The organism is Dyella acidisoli (assembly GCF_030160295.1).
GTDB classification, from domain to species: Bacteria; Pseudomonadota; Gammaproteobacteria; order Xanthomonadales; family Rhodanobacteraceae; genus Dyella_B; species Dyella_B acidisoli.
This window is the reverse complement of the sequence record NZ_BSOB01000006.1, coordinates 39791-56900: the sequence shown is the minus strand read 5'-3', so window position 1 is coordinate 56900 and position 17110 is coordinate 39791. Positions and strand designations below refer to the sequence as shown.

General features: G+C 60.3%; 19 protein-coding genes and 1 riboswitch. Of the genes, 10 read left to right on the top strand and 9 right to left on the bottom strand.

Features of this window, described 5'->3' with window-relative positions:
* Positions 1-67: 67 nt before the first annotated feature.
* The 6 genes from QQJ86_RS03605 (at position 68) to QQJ86_RS03580 (ending at position 5063) form a co-directional block, all read left to right on the top strand.
* Complete coding sequence (locus QQJ86_RS03605; protein WP_284319544.1) at positions 68-661, top strand: malonic semialdehyde reductase; 594 nt, start codon at positions 68-70, stop codon at positions 659-661.
* A 107-nt stretch (positions 662-768) separates the two neighbouring features.
* A complete protein-coding gene (locus QQJ86_RS03600) occupies positions 769-1356 on the top strand; it encodes a YceI family protein (RefSeq protein ID WP_284319543.1) in 588 nt (195 codons plus the stop codon).
* Positions 1357-1572: 216 nt separating this feature from the next.
* Positions 1573-1779 (top strand): zinc-finger domain-containing protein, encoded by a 207-nt coding sequence (locus QQJ86_RS03595; protein WP_284319542.1) that lies wholly within the window; start codon positions 1573-1575, stop codon positions 1777-1779.
* Positions 1780-1866: 87 nt separating this feature from the next.
* Positions 1867-2991, top strand: a complete 1125-nt coding sequence (locus QQJ86_RS03590; protein ID WP_284319541.1) for a glycosyltransferase — start codon at positions 1867-1869, stop codon at positions 2989-2991.
* Between the two features lie 37 nt (positions 2992-3028).
* Entirely contained in the window at positions 3029-4288 is a 1260-nt protein-coding gene (locus QQJ86_RS03585; RefSeq protein ID WP_284319540.1) for an O-antigen ligase family protein, read from the top strand.
* Positions 4278-5063 (top strand): glycosyltransferase family 2 protein, encoded by a 786-nt coding sequence (locus QQJ86_RS03580; protein WP_284319539.1) that lies wholly within the window; start codon positions 4278-4280, stop codon positions 5061-5063. The genes QQJ86_RS03585 and QQJ86_RS03580 overlap by 11 nt, the downstream gene beginning before the upstream one ends.
* A gap of 117 nt (positions 5064-5180) precedes the next feature.
* Here QQJ86_RS03580 and QQJ86_RS03575 read toward each other — a convergent pair whose 3' ends face one another.
* The 3 genes from QQJ86_RS03575 to lpxL form a co-directional block, all read right to left on the bottom strand.
* The gene (locus QQJ86_RS03575) at positions 5181-6257 is read right to left on the bottom strand and encodes a glycosyltransferase family 4 protein (protein WP_284319538.1); all 1077 of its coding nucleotides are present in this window, start codon (positions 6255-6257) and stop codon (positions 5181-5183) included.
* Positions 6254-7003, bottom strand: coding sequence for a polysaccharide deacetylase family protein (locus tag QQJ86_RS03570; protein ID WP_284319537.1), 750 nt, complete (start codon positions 7001-7003; stop codon positions 6254-6256). Before QQJ86_RS03570 ends, QQJ86_RS03575 begins: the two co-directional genes overlap by 4 nt.
* 68 nt (positions 7004-7071) lie before the next feature.
* The gene (gene lpxL, locus QQJ86_RS03565; protein ID WP_284319536.1) at positions 7072-8007 is read right to left on the bottom strand and encodes an LpxL/LpxP family Kdo(2)-lipid IV(A) lauroyl/palmitoleoyl acyltransferase; all 936 of its coding nucleotides are present in this window, start codon (positions 8005-8007) and stop codon (positions 7072-7074) included.
* A 111-nt stretch (positions 8008-8118) separates the two neighbouring features.
* On the opposite strand from lpxL, the gene waaA reads away from it, so the two are divergent.
* On the top strand, positions 8119-9360 hold the full coding sequence (gene waaA, locus QQJ86_RS03560) for a lipid IV(A) 3-deoxy-D-manno-octulosonic acid transferase (protein WP_284319686.1): 1242 nt from the start codon (positions 8119-8121) through the stop codon (positions 9358-9360).
* Between the two features lie 113 nt (positions 9361-9473).
* Here the strand turns inward: waaA and QQJ86_RS03555 are convergent, their stop codons facing one another.
* The 3 genes from QQJ86_RS03555 to QQJ86_RS03545 form a co-directional block, all read right to left on the bottom strand.
* A complete protein-coding gene (locus tag QQJ86_RS03555; protein ID WP_284319535.1) occupies positions 9474-10808 on the bottom strand; it encodes a TolC family outer membrane protein in 1335 nt (444 codons plus the stop codon).
* Between the two features lie 29 nt (positions 10809-10837).
* The gene (locus QQJ86_RS03550) at positions 10838-11497 is read right to left on the bottom strand and encodes a protein-L-isoaspartate O-methyltransferase family protein (protein WP_284319534.1); all 660 of its coding nucleotides are present in this window, start codon (positions 11495-11497) and stop codon (positions 10838-10840) included.
* 162 nt (positions 11498-11659) lie between these two features.
* Positions 11660-11968: a hypothetical protein gene (locus QQJ86_RS03545; RefSeq protein ID WP_284319533.1), complete on the bottom strand. Its 309-nt coding sequence runs from the start codon at positions 11966-11968 to the stop codon at positions 11660-11662.
* Positions 11969-12074: 106 nt separating this feature from the next.
* Between QQJ86_RS03545 and QQJ86_RS03540 the strand changes: the two genes are divergently transcribed.
* Entirely contained in the window at positions 12075-12731 is a 657-nt protein-coding gene (locus QQJ86_RS03540) for a TetR/AcrR family transcriptional regulator (RefSeq protein ID WP_284319532.1), read from the top strand.
* 55 nt (positions 12732-12786) lie between these two features.
* A riboswitch (TPP riboswitch) is annotated at positions 12787-12881 on the top strand.
* A 133-nt stretch (positions 12882-13014) separates the two neighbouring features.
* Positions 13015-14892, top strand: a complete 1878-nt coding sequence (thiC, locus tag QQJ86_RS03535; RefSeq protein ID WP_284319531.1) for a phosphomethylpyrimidine synthase ThiC — start codon at positions 13015-13017, stop codon at positions 14890-14892.
* Positions 14893-14973: 81 nt separating this feature from the next.
* On the opposite strand, the gene QQJ86_RS03530 is transcribed toward thiC, so the two are convergent.
* The 3 genes from QQJ86_RS03530 to QQJ86_RS03520 form a co-directional block, all read right to left on the bottom strand.
* On the bottom strand, positions 14974-15192 hold the full coding sequence (locus QQJ86_RS03530) for a hypothetical protein (RefSeq protein WP_284319530.1): 219 nt from the start codon (positions 15190-15192) through the stop codon (positions 14974-14976).
* A gap of 80 nt (positions 15193-15272) precedes the next feature.
* On the bottom strand, positions 15273-15800 hold the full coding sequence (locus tag QQJ86_RS03525; RefSeq protein WP_284319529.1) for an SRPBCC family protein: 528 nt from the start codon (positions 15798-15800) through the stop codon (positions 15273-15275).
* Positions 15801-15805: 5 nt separating this feature from the next.
* Positions 15806-16627 carry a helix-turn-helix domain-containing protein gene (locus QQJ86_RS03520; RefSeq protein WP_284319528.1) on the bottom strand — a complete coding sequence of 274 codons (822 nt, stop codon included), beginning with the start codon at positions 16625-16627 and terminating at the stop codon, positions 15806-15808.
* A gap of 93 nt (positions 16628-16720) precedes the next feature.
* Between QQJ86_RS03520 and QQJ86_RS03515 the strand changes: the two genes are divergently transcribed.
* Positions 16721-17110, top strand: a complete 390-nt coding sequence (locus tag QQJ86_RS03515; protein WP_284319527.1) for a DUF3224 domain-containing protein — start codon at positions 16721-16723, stop codon at positions 17108-17110.

The window sequence follows — 17110 nt, the reverse complement described above, 5'->3', positions numbered from 1 at the left end:
CGTTCGCCGCTGGTCGGTCCGGCTTGCGCTTACACTCTACGTTTGTTTCGTCATGCAGAGGATACCCATGAGCGAGAAGCTTGCCGACGTAGCGCTGGACCAGCTGTTCCGTACCGCCCGTACTTACAACGCCTTCCTGCCGAAGGAAGTGACCGACGAGCAATTGCATGCGCTGTACGAACTGGCGAAGTTCGGCCCGACCAGCGCCAATTCCTCGCCCATGCGCCTGGTGTTCGTAAAATCCGCCGTGGCCAAGCAAAAGCTCGAGCCGTTTCTCTCCGAAGGCAATCGCGCCAAGACCATGGCGGCGCCAGTCACGGCGATCGTGGCGACTGATCACGCTTTCTACGAATACCTGCCGAAGCTGTTCCCGCACGCCGATGCGCGCAGCTGGTTCGTTGGCAATCAGCCGCATATCGACACCACGGCGTTCCGCAACGCGACGCTGCAAGGCGCTTACGTGATCATCGCGGCGCGCGCATTGGGCCTGGATTGCGGGCCGATGTCCGGCTTCAACAATGCTGGCGTGGATCAGGCGTTCTTTGCCGGTACCACGATCAAGTCGAACTTTTTGATCAACATCGGCTACGGCGACGCCAGTCGTGATCTGTTCCCACGCAGCCCGCGCTTCTCGTTCGATGAGGTATGTCGCGTCGAATAAGCCTTTTCTGAAGGTTCGGCCTTGGGACTATGCTCCGAAGACGATCCTGTTGTTCCAAACGAAAGTGATTTTTACCTATCCACTCGATGAAGGCAGGAGATTTTTTCATGCGTAACCTTCGCTACGTGTTGCTGGCCGGTTTGCTCGGCGCGGCGTTCTCGGCCCAGGCAGCCCCGGTGACCTACAAGCTCGATCCGGGCCACACCATGGTGCTGTTCAGCTGGAGCCACTTCGGTTTCTCCCATCCCACCGCTGACATCGGCCTCGGCGATGGCACGCTGGTATTCGACGAAAAGGATCCGTCCAAGGCTTCGGTGGAAGTGACCCTGCCGCTGAGCAACCTTGATACGCACGTGCCGGCGCTCGACAAGCACCTGAAGGAGCCGGATTTCTTTGATGCCGACAAATTCCCGACCGTCACCTTCAAGAGCACCAGCGTGCAGCCGGCTGGCAACAAGCACTACAAGGTGACGGGCGACCTCACCGTGCACGGCGTGACCAAGCAGGTGGTGCTCAATGCCACCCTCAACAATGTCGGCCCGCACCCGATGACCGGCCAGCAAGCGATCGGCTTCAACGCCACCGGCACGATCAAGCGTTCGGATTTCGGCCTGGGCGCGTATGTGCCGAAGGTGAGCGACGAGATCCAGATCAACATCACCACCGAAGGCTCGGTGCCGAAGGCTGGGCAGTAAATCGCAGCTTTTTTCTGCCTCCCCTGCTTGCAGGGGAGGGTTGGGGTGGGGTGAGTACTTGCCTCAAACTTTCCCGTAAGTGTTCACCCCTTCCAACCTCCTCCTGCAGGCAGGGGGAGGGGCGAAAGCAGGCGTGAGGGAGAAGATCGCTATATCGAGCGAACTTGGGCCTGCTAACATTGCCGGTCCCAACGTCTTACCCCGGAGCAACATCCCATGTCGGGTTCCTCTGCCGCCGTCACGCCTATCCTGGCGAATGCCGAAAATCGTTATGAAGTGACGCGTTCGGACCTGCCGTTGTCGTGTCCGATGCCCGGCATGGCGCTGTGGAACTCCCATCCGAAGGTCTATTTGCCCATCGTGGACGACGGCGGTGAATCCGTATGTCCTTACTGCGGCGCGCATTACGTCCTGCGCGACTGAACACAGCCCTTACCCAGTGCATAAACCGCGCCATACGGCACGATTGGTGCTTGGGTTTTATGGATGAGAGTCGCGAATGAGGGAATCATGTCCGTCGCCGCCACACCGGCCAGAACGCTGACCGTTGTGCAGCTTATCCCCGCGCTGCAATCGGGTGGCGCGGAGCGCTCTGTGCTGGAAGTGGGGCAGGCGTTGGTGCAGGCCGGACATCGTTCGATCGTCATCTCCGCCGGCGGCCGGCTGGTCGGGCAGCTCGAAGCCGAGGGCAGCGAGCACATCACGCTGGACATCGGCCGCAAGTCCTTGCTTACCCTGGGTCGGCTGGGACGGTTGCGACGCCTCCTGCGCGAACTGAAACCGGACATCCTCCACGTGCGCTCGCGACTACCAGCCTGGCTGGGTTGGTGGGCACTCAAGGGCATGTCGCGCCGCCCCCATTTCATTACCACCGTGCACGGCCTCAATTCGCCGGGCCGCTACAGCGCCATCATGCTGCGCGGCGAGCGCATCGTGGTCGTTTCGCAGACGGTGCGTGATTACCTCATCAGCCATTACCGCAAGCTGGATATCACCCGTATTCGTATCGTTCCGCGCGGCATCGATCCGGACAAGTTCCCGTACGGGCACCGCCCGGACGAAAGCTGGCAGCGAGCGTTCTTCAACGAATTTCCCAACCTCGCTGGCGCGCCCCTGCTGACCTTGCCTGGTCGCGGCACGCGCCTGAAAGGCCATCACGACGCCATCGAGCTGGTGGCCGAACTCAAGCAGCGCGGTATCGATACACGCTTGCTGCTGCTCGGCGTGATCGAGCAAGGTCGCGAAGCCTATGCGCAAGAGCTGAAGGAATTGATCAAGGGCCGCGGCGTGACCAACCAAGTGGTCATGACGGCGCCGCGTGAAGACGTGCGCGACATCTACGCCATGTCCTCCCTGATACTGCAGCTATCGAACAAGCCCGAAGCTTTCGGGCGCACCGTGGTGGAAGCGCTGGCGTTGTGCCGCCCGGTGCTCGGCTATGCCCACGGTGGTGTGGGCGAGCTGCTGGCCGAACTCTATCCGGCTGGCCGTGTGCCCCCCGGCGACCGCGAGCGTTTGGTTGAACGCGCAGCAGAACTGTTGCGCGTGGCACCGCCCATTTCGCCCCTGCAGCGTTATCGCCTGATCGATATGCAGCACGCCTCGCTGGCGTTGTACGAGGAAGTGGCGGCCTAGGCTCTTACAATGCCCGGATGGTCGTTTCGGATCCGGCATGCACTTCTCCCTGAAAAGCCTTCTACGTTCGCCTTTGCTGCCATTGTGGCTGGTGGCCGCGTTGCTGCCGTTCGGGCGCAGCGCCGAACTAGGTACCTTGCTGTGCCTGATCAGCCTGGCGATCGCGTGGCGACGTGGTATTGCGGCGGAATTGAAACAGCCTTCCGCGCGCCTGCTGTTGGCGTTGCTGGCGTGCTATATCGGTGCCGCTTTGCTGTCTTCGTTTGTGGCCGTGGCTCCCGGTAAAAGCTGGGGAACAGTGCTGGCTTTGCTGCGTTATCTACCTCTGGGGCTTTATGCCTGCCATGTGTTGCGTGGTGAACAGCGCGTACACGGGTTCTATTTCGCCGTTGCCGTGGTGATTGCCTTCTGGGTGCTGGATGCATGGATGCAGATGCTTACCGGCTGGAGTTTGCGCGGGCATGCCGAACCGGAACGCATTTCAGGCATATTCGGTGCGGATGATCCCAAGCTGGGGCCCACACTGGCGGTGTTGTCGCCATTCGCGCTGTGGTCGGCGCGGAAGCGCTGGGGCTTGCGTGGGCTGATCGTCGGTTTCGTGCTGTTGCTCGGGCCGGTGATGCTGAGCGGATCGCGTTCTGCATGGATCGCATTTGGATTAGTGACGTTGGTATTCCTATGGCGCGAAGCCGGCTCGTTCGCGCGCTTTGCTGCCGTCTGCGCGGCAGCTGCGGTAGTGCTGGCGATCGCGGGTGGTATTGCCTGGAAGACGTCCACGCGTTTCGAGACGCGAATGCAGCGCACCCTGATGGTCTTGAGCGGCAGCGAGCAATCCATCAACGAAGCGACGACCGGACGTATCGATATCTGGCACACCGGTTTGCGCATGATCGAAGCGCATCCATTCCTGGGCGTAGGCGTGCGTGGATTCCGCTACGCATATCCGCACTACGCACCCGCGAACGATCACTTTATGGTGGCGGAGAATTGCGGTGATGGCATGGGCGCTTGCCATGCACATCAGCTGATGATGGAAGTCCTGACCGAAACGGGTGTTGTGGGTGCGCTGTTATGGCTGATCGGTGTCGCGATCGCTTTCCGCACGTGGCGACATGCTGGCGACATCGGTCGTGCGGTGGCCTTTCCGGTCACGGTGTCATTGGCTGCGATGCTGTTTCCGTTCAATTCGCATTTGGCCTTCTATTCCGCATGGTGGGGGCTGTTGTTCGCCTGGCTGCTGGGGCTATGGTGTGCAGTGCTGTTTGCAGTTACGAGGGTAGAGCACGATGGTGCGTGAGCCGCTTTCGGTGGTGCTGATCACCTATAACAACGCCGACACGCTGGATGCCTGCCTGCGCGAGGTGGATTGGGCCGATGAAATTGTCGTGCTTGATTCCGGCTCCACCGATAGCACCGTGGCGATTGCACGCATGCATGGCGCGCGGGTGGAAGTGCATCCGTTCGACGACTACGGCCCGCAGAAGCAGCGCGCGTATGAGTTGGCGCGCAACGATTGGGTCCTGAATCTGGACGCGGATGAAATCCTTTCGCCCGGCACGCGTGCCATCATCGAACGCGCGCTGGACGATCCCCGGCATGCCGGTTTTCGGTTGCCGCGCCGCGAGCGCATGTTCTGGACCGTGCAGCATCGCTTGAGCCATCGCAACGGCCATCTTCGCCTGTTCAACCGCAAGCATGGCGGCATGAACGATGTCGAAGTGCATTCCGCAGTAGAAGTGCGTGGCCCGGTAAAGACGCTATGGGGCGCCGACTTCGTCAACAATGGCGACGGCGATATCGCTACGCGTGTGGAGAAGATCAATCGCTACAGCAGCGGGATGGTGGCGCACAAATTGCGACGTGGGCAGCGCTTTACCGGCGTGCGCATGGTGATCTATCCGCCGTTGTTCTTTCTGCGGCAGTTTGTGTTGAAGCGGTATTTCTTGAGTGGGTGGGCGGGGTTTATCGCGAGCATGCTCGGTGCGTTTTATGTATTTCTCAAGTACGCGAAGTTGCACGAAGCACGCAGAGCTAGACGCTCTGCTTCCTCTCCCCATCGGGGAGAGGATTGAGGTGAGGGGGCACCCTTGCCGCCATCTCACGTCAGCGCGTGCTTCGAATACAAGTTAGTCGTGGGGTTGACCCCTCACCCCAACCCTCTCCCCGGAGGGGAGAGGGAGCAGGGCGTGCTAGCCATCACTCAAAATACGCACAAACTCATCCGCAATCACGCGCGTGCTGAAATGCCGATCAATAAAATCGCGCGCCGCAACGCCCATCGGTTCACGCACTTCCGGCTCGCATAGTTTGAGGATGGCGTTGCGCCACGCCCCCGCATTGCCGGGTGGCAACAGCAGGCCCGTAACGTTGGGAGAGAGTGTTTCGGGTACGCCGCCGATATTGCTGCCCAGCACCGGCGCGCAGGCTGCCTGCGCTTCCACCGACACGCGGCCGAAGGTCTCTGTCGCGATGGAGGGAAAAGCCAGCATCGAGATCGCGCTGTAGTACGGGTGCACGTCGTCGATCCAGCCGAGCATGTGGTGACGGTGCGCAAAGGTACCGGCTTCGATGCGCTCACCGAGTTGTTGCGTGTCTGGGCCGTGGCCGAGCCATAAGCAATGCAGGCGCGACTCCTGTCCCATCGCGCCATCGAGTGCTTCCAGCAAACTAAAAATGCCCTTGCTGTGATGGATGCGGCCAAAGTAGCCGAGCACGATCGCGTCCTGTGGAATGCCAAGTTGGTGCAGGATTTCGCTGCGACGCTGCGCGTCAGGCTTGCACCACTCCATGTTCACCGGGTTGTACAGCACGCGCACCAGCTGCGGTGGCACGCCGCGTCCAAGATACGCCTGCCGTGCGTGGGCGGAAACAGCGAAGAACCGTTGTGCAAGACGCGGAACCAAATAACCCGACACCTTTCCCATCGGCGGTGTGCGATGACGGAACAGTGCTACGGGCACGCTCAGCAAGCGGCTCATCAGGATCAGCGGCCAGTATTCCTTGCCGAAGTTGCCCACCAGCCAGTCCGGTTGCAGATCGCGTGCGGCCTTGAACGTGGCGAAATAGCCGCGCAAGTCGAACACGTTGCGGAATTTCGCGAGATAGAGCTTCACGCCGGATTTGGCCAGCGCGTTGGCGATCAAGCCGTTCGGGTACACCACGGCACTGACCTGATGACCTGCTTCCACCATCGCCTGCGCGAGCGCCACGAAGTGCGTGGCCGCTCCGGTGTTTTCCGGATTGGTGCCGACGAAAAGAAATTTCATGCGTAGTCGCTCGAGTGCCCGTTTTGGCCGCGCTTGTCTTCGTATTGGGTGAATGCGCGCATGGCAAATTGCGGCAGCACATGATGGCGCGCAACTTGTACGCGCGGCAGGCGCCACAGGTTCATGCCGGTGGTTGCGCGTCCGCGTTGAGTTGTGGTGGCGGCGTCATAACCCGATGCGCGCGTGACCTCGGCCACGCGATCGTCCATGTCGCCATAGGGATAGCAAAATTGCGTGATGGGTGCGCCAAGCACATCTTCCAGATCGGCCTTGCTGCCGGCGATCTCGTGGTGCAGCTGCGCATCGCTGCACTGGGTGAGATGCGGATGGCTGCGCGTGTGTGCACCGATCTCCATGCCGCCCTCGTGCCACGTGCGCAATTGTGCCGGTGTCATCAAGGGCTTTTGGATGCCGAGTTTTTCTGCATCCCAGTTGTTGTAGCGGCCGATGCTGCCGCTCACTACGTAGCACGTGGCAGTAAAGCCATAGCGCTGCAGTGCCGGCAACGCGGATTCGAGATTGTCGACGTAACCGTCGTCCAGCGTGATCACCGCGATGCGGCCTTGTTTGTCGCCACGCAGATACGGCATCGCGTCGGACATCGAAAGGCCGGTGTAGCCGAGTCGCTTGAGCAACCACATCTGCCGCGCGAACGCGCCCGGACTCACGTACAGGCTGCGCCAGCGCTTAAGGTCGCGCGGTGCCTGGGCAACGTTGTGGTACATGAAGATGGGATAGGCGGACATGGGCTCGGTGAAGCATAGGCTCGCGCCATTGTCGCATTGGACGGCCCCCGTAGGTTGGCGCAGGCCTGTCAGTAGATCGGGGGGGCGCCTTCGGGACGTGTCTTGAAGCGCTTGTGCACCCACAGATACTGCTCTGGCGCTTCTCGCACCATGTCTTCGATGCAGTGATTGACGCGTGCGGTATCGGCCTCTGCATCTGCGCTGGGCATGTTTTCCAGCGGCGCGCCCAGGCGCAAGACATAGCCCTGGCTACCCGGCAGTCGGCGGTGGAAGAACGGCACGACAACGGAACGGGACAGGCGCGCGAGATGGTGGGTGCCAGTGATGGTGGCGGCAATTACGCCGAAGAACGGCACGAAGGCGTTGTCCTTGCTGCGCATGTCCTGGTCGGGCGCGTACCACAACGTGCCGCCGCTACGCAGGTATTTCACTGTGCCGCGGATGTCGTCCTTGTCGAACATGGCGCGCGCGTAGCCCAGGCGTGCGCGTAGCACAGTCCATTCGAACGCGGCGTTGTCCATGCGCCGGTACATGCCGGCAATGCGGATGCGCTGCGAAACCAATCGCGCGCACAGTTCCAGATGCGAGAAATGTCCGCCGACCAGGAGCACACCACGCCCGTCGGCGTGCGCGGCTTCGAGATGTTCCAGTCCTTCGATGGTGACCGGTATTTTTCGGATGGCGCGATCCGAGCCCATCCAGCCCAGGGCGAATTCGATCAGCATCAAGCCGATGTCGCGCAGATGGGCATCTACCAGCGCCGCCTGCGCCTTTGCATCCAGCTCCGGAAAGCACAACGCGACATTGGTGGCCGCCACCTTGCGCCGGGGCGAGGGAAAGCGCTCGATCATCCAGCCCAGCGCACGCCCAATGCCCATCAACACCGGGAACGGCAACATGGCGACGAGCTTCATCACACCCACGCCGACCCAGGCGGGCCAGAGGCGTGGTGCGAGCAGGGAGCGGGTGAAAGGGGGATAAGGTGTTCCGGGCATTCGGGTCATTGTAGCGGCACACGCGTCGGTTCCCTCCTCTTTGGGGAGGGGGGCGTTGTGCCCCGTATACTTCCGCGTTCCGGACAGGAATCGACGTTGCGCTATCTCTATACCCTCCTGATGTACCTCGCCACGCCGGTGCTTGTACTGCGGTTGCTGACGCGTGGGATGCGTTACGGCAACTATCACCAGCGCTGGCCGGAGCGTTTCGGGATCTTCAAGGCACCGGATCTGCGCGGCAGCATCTGGGTGCACGCGGTATCGGTGGGCGAGGTGAACGCGGCGGAGCCGCTGATCAAGGCGCTGCGCGATGACTATCCGAATGCGCCGCTGGTGGTTACCACCGTCACGCCGACCGGTTCGGCGCGCGTGCAACAGTTGTTTGGCGACAGCGTGTTTCATGTGTATCTGCCATACGACTTGCCATTTTCCGTGCATCGTTTCTTGAAACAGGTACGGCCTCGCCTGGCGCTGATCGTGGAGACAGAAATATGGCCGAACTTGTATTTCGGCTGTTACCGGCGCGGTATTCCGCTGATGATCGTCAATGCACGCCTGTCCGGACGCTCGCTGCGTGGTTATGCGCCGATGCGCGCACTATTGCGCTCGGCGTTGCGTGGCGTGCGGCATATTTCGGCGCAGTCGCGCACCGACGCGGCGCGCTATCGGTTGCTGGGTGCCGATCCGGCACTGGTCACCGTCAGCGGCAACCTGAAATTCGATATGCCCATACCGGAAGGTGCGCAGGAAGCTGGCGAGGCGTTCCGTCAACAGTGGGGTCGCTTGCGGCCGGTATGGATTGCCGCCAGTACGCATGAAGGCGAGGAGCTGGCGGTGCTGGAAGCGCACCTGGAAGTGCTCAAGCGGCTCCCGGATGCCTTGTTGCTGATCGCGCCACGCCATCCCGAGCGCTTTCGATTGGTCGAACATTCGGTCCGCAGCCTGGGCTTCACCATGGCCGTGCGCAGCGCCGATCGTGTGCCGGGTGAGTCGCATCAGGTTTTTCTGATCGACACGATGGGCGAGCTGATGCAGTTCTTTGCAGCGTCCGATGTGGCCTTCGTGGGCGGCAGCCTGGTGCCGATCGGTGGCCACAATGTGCTTGAGCCGGCGGCGCTATCTCGGCCTGTGCTGGTAGGGCCGCATACCTTCAATTTCGAGGAAATCACCTTGACGCTCATTCGCGGCGGCGGCGCGAAGCGTGTGCTGGAAAGCGAAGCGTTGGGTGCCGAAGTGCTCGATCTGCTGCAGGACGAAGCGAGCTGCAAGCAGATGGGATGTCAGGCACGTGTGGTGTTCGATAGCGAACGCGGCGCTGTGGAGCGGGTGATGCGGTTGATTGATCGGATGTTGCAGGAGTAACGCACGCAGATTTTTTCTTCGGGTGGGTTGGTAGTGCATTGGATGCGTTGCCAATCTTCGAGCCATAAAAAAGGCCAGGAAATCCTGGCCTTCTTTGCTATCGATACCATCGATCACTGCAACAGTGAGTTGACGTACTCCATATCATCGTAGCCGATGGTGCCGGACGATTGCTTCAGCAGCAGGCGATTGAGCACTAGCTGATGGCGCGCGGTGGAGTAGGTGCTTTGTGCGGAGGTCAGCGTCTGAATGGAGGTCAGCACGTCCAGGATGATCTGCGTACCCACCTGGAAGCCGGCCTTGGTGGCGTCCACGGCTTTCTGTGCGGATTCCACGGCTGCCTTACCGGATTCCACTTCGCTGATGCCAGCGATCACCGAGTTGTAGTAGTTCAGCGTGTTCTGCGTGACCTGGCGACGGGTCAGTTCCAGCGAATCCTGCGCTTCGTCGCGCTGATCGATCGACTGGCGCACCTTCGACTGTGTGAGGCCACCAGAGAAAATTGGCACCGACAGCGTCAAGCCGATGGTGTTGCCCCAGCGGCCGTTGCCGGTTGCGCCGATCTGGTTGGCGCTGCCGTTTTCCAGCCACGCAGTGCTCTTGGCGCGGGTAAGGCTGGCACTGATGGTGGGCAAATGACCGGCACGCGCCGCGTTGATGGAATGCTCCGCGGCATCCACGGAGAGTTGTGCGGCGGCCAGGGTGGGGTTGTTCTTCATGGCGCTGTCCACCCAGTTCTGCGGATCGGCCGGCGCTGGTGGATCCATCGGCAAGTCAGGACGCAGCTTCTTCAGATCACCTACCGGCTTGCCGGTGATAACGCTCAGCGCCTGGCGATCGTTGGCCAGCGTGTTCTCAATAGTGACGGTGTTCGCCTTGGCGGCTTCGTATAACGACTTGGACTGATAGAGGTTGGTGATGGCGGCAATGCCAACCTTGTATTGCTGTTCTGCCTGGTCGTAGGTAACGCGAAAGGCTTCTTCGTTTGCTTTCGCAACGGCGACCTGCTCTTCGTCATTCAGCACCGTGAAGTAGGCGCTGGCCACGCGCACGAATAATTCCTGCGCAGCGGCCTCATAGGTTTTTTCCTGTGAATCTGAGGTCGAATGCGCAGCTTGCAGGTTCGCAATGTCGGACAGGTTGAGGATGGTCTGGTCCACGCTGGCCGAGATTGAGCGCGTACGCTCATGACCTGGGTCGCGGTGGAGGTCGGCGTTGTAGCCGGTACTGCTTGTCTGCTGCAGACTCATGCCGCCATTGATCTGCGGCAGCAACAGCGCGCGCGCCTGCGGAACACCTTCGTGGACGGCAAGACGAGTAGCGTCAGCCTGTGCCAGCACAGGATCGTTTGCACGCGCCTGACGGTATGCATCCAGCAAATCCTCGCCATAGCTGGGCAGGGAGACTGCGGCCAGGGACAGGGCAAGGGTCAGAAGCTTCAAGCGCATGGTTTGCCTCGTAGGTTCGAAAATCGGGGTCAAAAAACGAAACGGCGAGGAGGTTCGGCGTGCGCGAGATAGGGAAGATCCGTCTCGAACAAGCTTTCCTCGCGGTAACGGCCGTTGCCTTCGTGCGTGAACACCACTACCTGCTGCACCGGCGACTCTCCACGGATGGCGAGCAACCGGCCGCCGGGTTTGAGCCAGCCGAGGAAACGATCGGGGATACGGTAGACGGCGCCAGTGACAACCACAGCATCAAACGTGCCCTGCGGCTGCCAGCTGTTCACGGCCTCACCCGTCACGAGCTGTACGTTGGCAATGCCGGCAGCCTTGAGGCGCTCGCCTGCGGTCGCGGTGAAGTCCTCATGGACGTCCACGCTGGTGACCTGCGCGGCGAGATTGGCCAGGCAGGCGGTGAGAAAGCCCGAGCCGGTGCCGATTTCCAGCACGCTGTCTTCGGGTTTCAGCTCCAGTGCCTGCAGCACGCGGCCTTCCAGCACCGGCTTCATCATCATTTCGCCGTGCCCGAGCGGCAGGTTCAGATCAGCAAAGGCCAGTTGGCGATGAGCGGACGGGACGAAATCCTCGCGGCGAACGTGACGCAGCACGTCAAGTACGCGACCATCCAGCACCTCCCAGGGGCGCACCTGGTTCTCAACCATGTTTTGACGCGCCTGATCGAAGTTCATCGCCATGGAAAACAAGCCTGTGTGGATCGAAAAAAGGTCAAAAAGGATAAGCGTTTAGACCCTGTTTCGACAATGGTAAGGTTGCGGTGCGACATGCTTTGCACGAAGTGCCGGAAGTCATCGCGATGACCTGACGTAAGTCATGCAATGTCCTGTGTCCGCGGACATTTACGCGCTTTTCCGATGATCGCGAACGGTGCTCAGACCTACCCCAACAGGCAAGTGCGCGAGCGCCATTTCGGTGCTTATGCCCAGTGCTGCATCCAGTCGTTTGATGCGCCCAAGCAACCATTCACCCCTTTCTCCGGCCGCCACGCACCACCAGGCCAGCCAGCGGCATAGACGATGCTTGTCATTGGCATCCAGAGTCGGAATGACGGTCCGGATCGCAAACACCTGTCTGCGCGCTGTCCGGCCCGCTTCCAGCCATTCCGACAGCAGGCGTTGGGCCTTGCGGTAGGGAGGGCTGAGCGCCATTTCTGGGGTAGTTGCGCACATTGGCCGAAATATTCGGTATCATTCAGAAAATAAGTAAACCGACCCGTATAATAAATTGGGTTTTTTGATTTGTGAAGGTGCATCCATGAACTCGATCCCGCTGACCAAGCCGCATGGGCCAGGCCGCCCTAAGGACATGGAAAAGCGCGCGGCCATCCTCGACGCTGCCAAGGCTCTGTTCATACGCAACGCCTTTGCCGGTACCAGCATGGATGCCATCGCCGCGGAGGCGGGCGTATCCAAGCTCACGGTCTATAGTCACTTTGGCGATAAGGACAACCTGTTCCGCGAGGTCATCCGCGCACGCATCCAGGACCTGTTGCCCGAAGAGACCTACCAGTTCGATCCCAGTGCCGATATCGGCGACATCCTCCATCGCATCGCCCAGACCCACGCGCATCTGGATTGCAATCCGGAAACCGTGGGCACATTCCGCGCCATCCTCAGCGACTGCCGTCAGGGCAACCCCCGCTACGGCAAGCTGATGTGGGAAGAAGGCCCGATGCGTTCAAAGGCCCTGCTGGAGCGTCTGCTGCAGCAAGCGACTGATGCGGGCATGCTCGATATTGCTGATGTGCCTCGTGCGGCCATCCAGTTCATCTCGCTGATCAAGGGCGACATGATGATGCGACATATGTTCGGTTGCGTGGATTGCGCGCAGGCCTATGCCAAAGAAATCGAGGAAAACGCCCGCGCCAGCGTCACGATGTTCCTGCGCGCTTACGCGCCGTCGCAGCACTGAATCGGCATCTGCACTCGTTTATCACCCCGCTTCATGGTCAAATAGCGGGGTTGTTGTTAGGAAGCGGGGGTGCCGACCGCAGTCGGCTGAGAGAGTCCCTTCGAACCTGATCCGGTTAGCACCGGTGTAGGGAGCTTCGCCGCACGGACCAACGCCGTGCGTTGGCGCCATCGCTTCAGTCGTTGATATGCGAATCCGTTCGCAAAACCCCGCACATCCATGTGCGGACTTTTCAACAAAGCGCGTCCTGTTGGGACATCGCTTCAGTACTGGACGAATGCCGATGAATGCCTTGCCCTCCGATCTCGTGCGCGCCGCGCAAGAACTCTCCGAAGCCGTTACACGGCCCATTCCGGGCTCGCGCAAGATCCATGTGCAGGGCAGCCGCGCTGATCTGAAAGTGCCGATGCGGGAAATTACGCAGGCGCAGACGCCCACGTTGTTTGGCGGAGAAACCAATCCGGCTATCACCGTTTACGACACGTCTGGTCCGTATACCGATCCGGATTACAGCGTTGATCTGGCAGCCGGTCTGCCTGCCTTGCGCGCACCATGGATCGTGGAACGCGGCGATGTCGAGCAACTGTCCGGGCTCACGTCTGCCTTCGGCCGCGAGCGTGCTGCCGATGCGAAGCTCGATACCGTGCGTTTCGGCCATACGCGCACTCCGTTGCGTGCCAAGCCCGGCGCCAATGTCACGCAGATGCACTACGCGCGGCGTGGCATCGTCACGCCCGAGATGGAATACATCGCCATCCGCGAAAATCAGCGCATCGAAGCGCTGCAGAACAGCGCGCTGCGCAACCAGCATGCGGGTGAATCCTTCGGCGCCTCGTTGGCCAAGCTGATCACACCTGAATTCGTGCGTGACGAAGTGGCGCGTGGCCGGGCGATCATCCCCGCCAACATCAACCACCCGGAAAGCGAGCCGATGATCATCGGTCGCAATTTCCTCACCAAGATCAACGCCAACATCGGCAACTCCGCCGTGAGTTCCGGCATCGCCGAAGAAGTGGAAAAACTGGTGTGGTCGATCCGTTGGGGTGGCGACACCGTGATGGATCTTTCTACCGGCAAGAACATCCACGAAACGCGTGAATGGATCATCCGCAACTCGCCGGTGCCGATCGGAACCGTGCCGATCTACCAGGCGTTGGAAAAGGTTGGCGGCATCGCCGAAGACCTCACCTGGGAGCTGTTCCGCGACACGCTGATCGAACAGGCCGAGCAAGGCGTGGACTACTTCACCATCCACGCCGGCGTGCTGCTGCGCTTCGTGCCGCTTACCGCCAAGCGTGTCACTGGCATTGTCTCGCGCGGTGGTTCGATCATGGCCAAGTGGTGTCTCGCACATCACAAAGAGAATTTCCTCTACACGCACTTCGAGGAAATCTGCGAAATCATGAAGGCCTACGACGTGTCCTTCAGCCTGGGCGATGGTCTGCGTCCTGGATGCGTGGCGGATGCGAACGACGCTGCGCAGTTCGGTGAACTCGACACGCTGGGCGAACTCACACAGATCGCGTGGAAGCACGACGTGCAGGTAATGATCGAAGGTCCCGGCCACGTGCCGATGCAGTTGATCAAGGAAAACATGGAGCGCCAACTGGAAAAGTGCCACGAGGCGCCGTTCTATACGCTGGGCCCACTCACTACCGACATCGCGCCCGGCTACGACCACATCACCAGCGCCATCGGCGCCGCGATGATCGGCTGGTTCGGTACGGCTATGCTCTGCTACGTCACGCCGAAAGAACATCTTGGTCTGCCGAACAAGCAGGACGTACGCGACGGCATCATCGCCTACAAGATCGCCGCGCATGCGGCGGACCTGGCCAAGGGTCATCCCGGCGCACAGGTACGCGACAACGCACTCAGCAAGGCGCGCTTCGAATTCCGCTGGGACGATCAGTTCAATCTCGGTCTCGATCCGGAAAAGGCAAAGGAGTTCCACGATGAGACCTTGCCCAAGGACGCGCACAAGTCCGCCCACTTCTGCTCCATGTGCGGCCCGAAGTTCTGCTCGATGAAGATCACCCAGGACGTGCGCGACTACGCCGCAGAGCATGGCATGGATGAATCAGCCGCGCTGGAAGACGGCATGGCCGAGAAGGCAGCAGAATTCCGCGCGCAAGGCGCGGAGGTTTATCACAAGGCTTGATGCCTGGATTTCCCCCGTAGATGGGGAAGTCTTGCCGTGGCGTTTCCCCGGGATCAAGTCCGGGGAAGCTTCAGGATCGTCTCACTGGCGATTCGAGCCTGGCACGCAGAAGAACAAGAACAGCGATCCCACCGCCAGCGCCCGCCACATATCCGTCAGTCCGTGGTTCGCCATCACCGGCAGATGCGTTAACTGGAAAACCGAGAACAGGAAAAGCAAGGCCAGAACGATCTGGCCAAAGCCCCGTTTCATTCGCGTCATGGGCGCTGTGCGTGACGTTGGAATCTTCATGTCCGGCATTCTCTGGCTCCGTGCATAAAGTTGCGATATGGCATTTGCGGTCTGCCGTATAAATCCCATAAAAAAACGGGTTTAAAAGCTTAAGCTCGTGGAATCCTGGCCTGATATTCCGCCTCCATTCGTGCATGCGTTTTCCAGAATGCCGGCGGTTCACGCCCGCTGAGACGATCGGCCAGTATGTCCAGATGCGTATGCCAGCCGCCGGCGATCCTGGTCAGCATGTCGTAAGAAGTGAGCCGTGTGTGCGTGAGCACCAGCAGCACTTTGTCACCCTGTGAGGTGAGTTCAAAACGCACCTCCATGTCGCCGCCGAAGGTATACGCCAGGGCGTATGGCGGATCATAGGTGAGCACACGCCCTTCCGAACGCACTTCGCCAGCGTGATCCGCGTATTTCTCGGGCGGCGGGTCGTCGTGTTTCGACAGTTTGCCGTTGTTGAACACATGCTCGGCTTTTCCGCCGACCTTCGGTTCGATCGGCCCGGAGGAAAACCATTGCCCGCGTTTTTCCGAATCGGTGAGGTAGCTCCAAATACGTGTGATGGGGCCTGGCAGCAGGCGTTCGAAGCGGATTGAAGTGGGTTCGGTGACAACGCCGTAGTCGGTCATGAGGATCACCTGCATGATGGGTCAGAATGGCTTTCCGCACGTGCGTATTCAGTGGGCGAGCGCCCCACCAGTTTCCGAAAATCACGGATGAAATGAGCTTGATCGAAATAGCCGAGTGCCAGCGCCAGATCAGCCCATATGACGGGTCCGCCTGCTTGCAGTTGCGCAATGGCTTCATGCATCCGGTAGCGGTTGATCACCCATTTTGGGCTGACGCCGACGTACCGGTTGAACAACCTTTGCAACGCACGCTTGGTGAGTTGGCATTGCTGGCTCAATGCATCGACCGAGGTCAGGCTGCGGTCCGCAGCAATACCAGCGACAAGCTCGCTGACGTGCGTGACGTTCGCGTCCACGGCAGGAACATGCGCCAACAGCAATTGCTCCGCGGCCAGCACCATCGCATCGATATCCGCGCTGGCGCATACCTCTGATTCGAAGCGTGCCGCATCGTCGCCAAAGATGCGGCGTGGATCGAGTGAGCGATTCTGCAGCTCCGAAACCGGTGCACCGTAAAACGGAAAGAAGCCGCCGGGTTTGAACTTGATGCCAAATACCTGGCTTTTCCCTTCAAGCAATCGAGTGAAGCGGCCGGTGTGTACGCCATAAATGCCAGTCAACGCCGGTTCGACCACGAAATGCACGTTTGGGTGGGGCAGCGTTTCCTGTTGCTGAGCCGGAAGTCCGCGCAAATCCCATGCTACGTGCCAGTAATGCTCCACGACTTCCGCAAGAACAGGCGATGGCGCGCGGCGGTCATGCTGAAATTCGCCGTGTGCCAGCTGCGGGTGCAAGATGCCGCGAGGCTTGCCCAAATCGATGGTCATGGCTTTTCCACCTGGACGGGATGTCGCGTTTTTCCAATCGTCATGGCTGCCGTTGTACTAATGTCGCAACAGGAAAGCGAATCGGGACATGTCATGCAAGCAAACGGGTCTTTCGAGGTGAAACTCGCACCACAACCGCCGGCGCCCGGCATCGAGCAAGCCAGTTTGGGGCGGATGACAATCGAAAAGCAATTCCATGGTGACCTGGAAGCCACCAGCCTTGGCGAAATGTTGTCGGCGATGGGCCAGGTGCAGGGATCAGCCGGCTACGTGGCCATTGAGCGCGTGACCGGCACGCTGCACGGCAAGCGTGGCAGCTTCGTCCTGCAGCACTGCGGCGTGATGGATCGTGGCTCGCCGCAGTTGTCGGTGACGGTGGTGCCGGATTCAGGAACGGATGCTTTGACTGGCTTGAGTGGATCGATGCAGATCAAGATCGAAGATGGTAGCCACTACTACATCTTCGATTACACACTTCCCTGA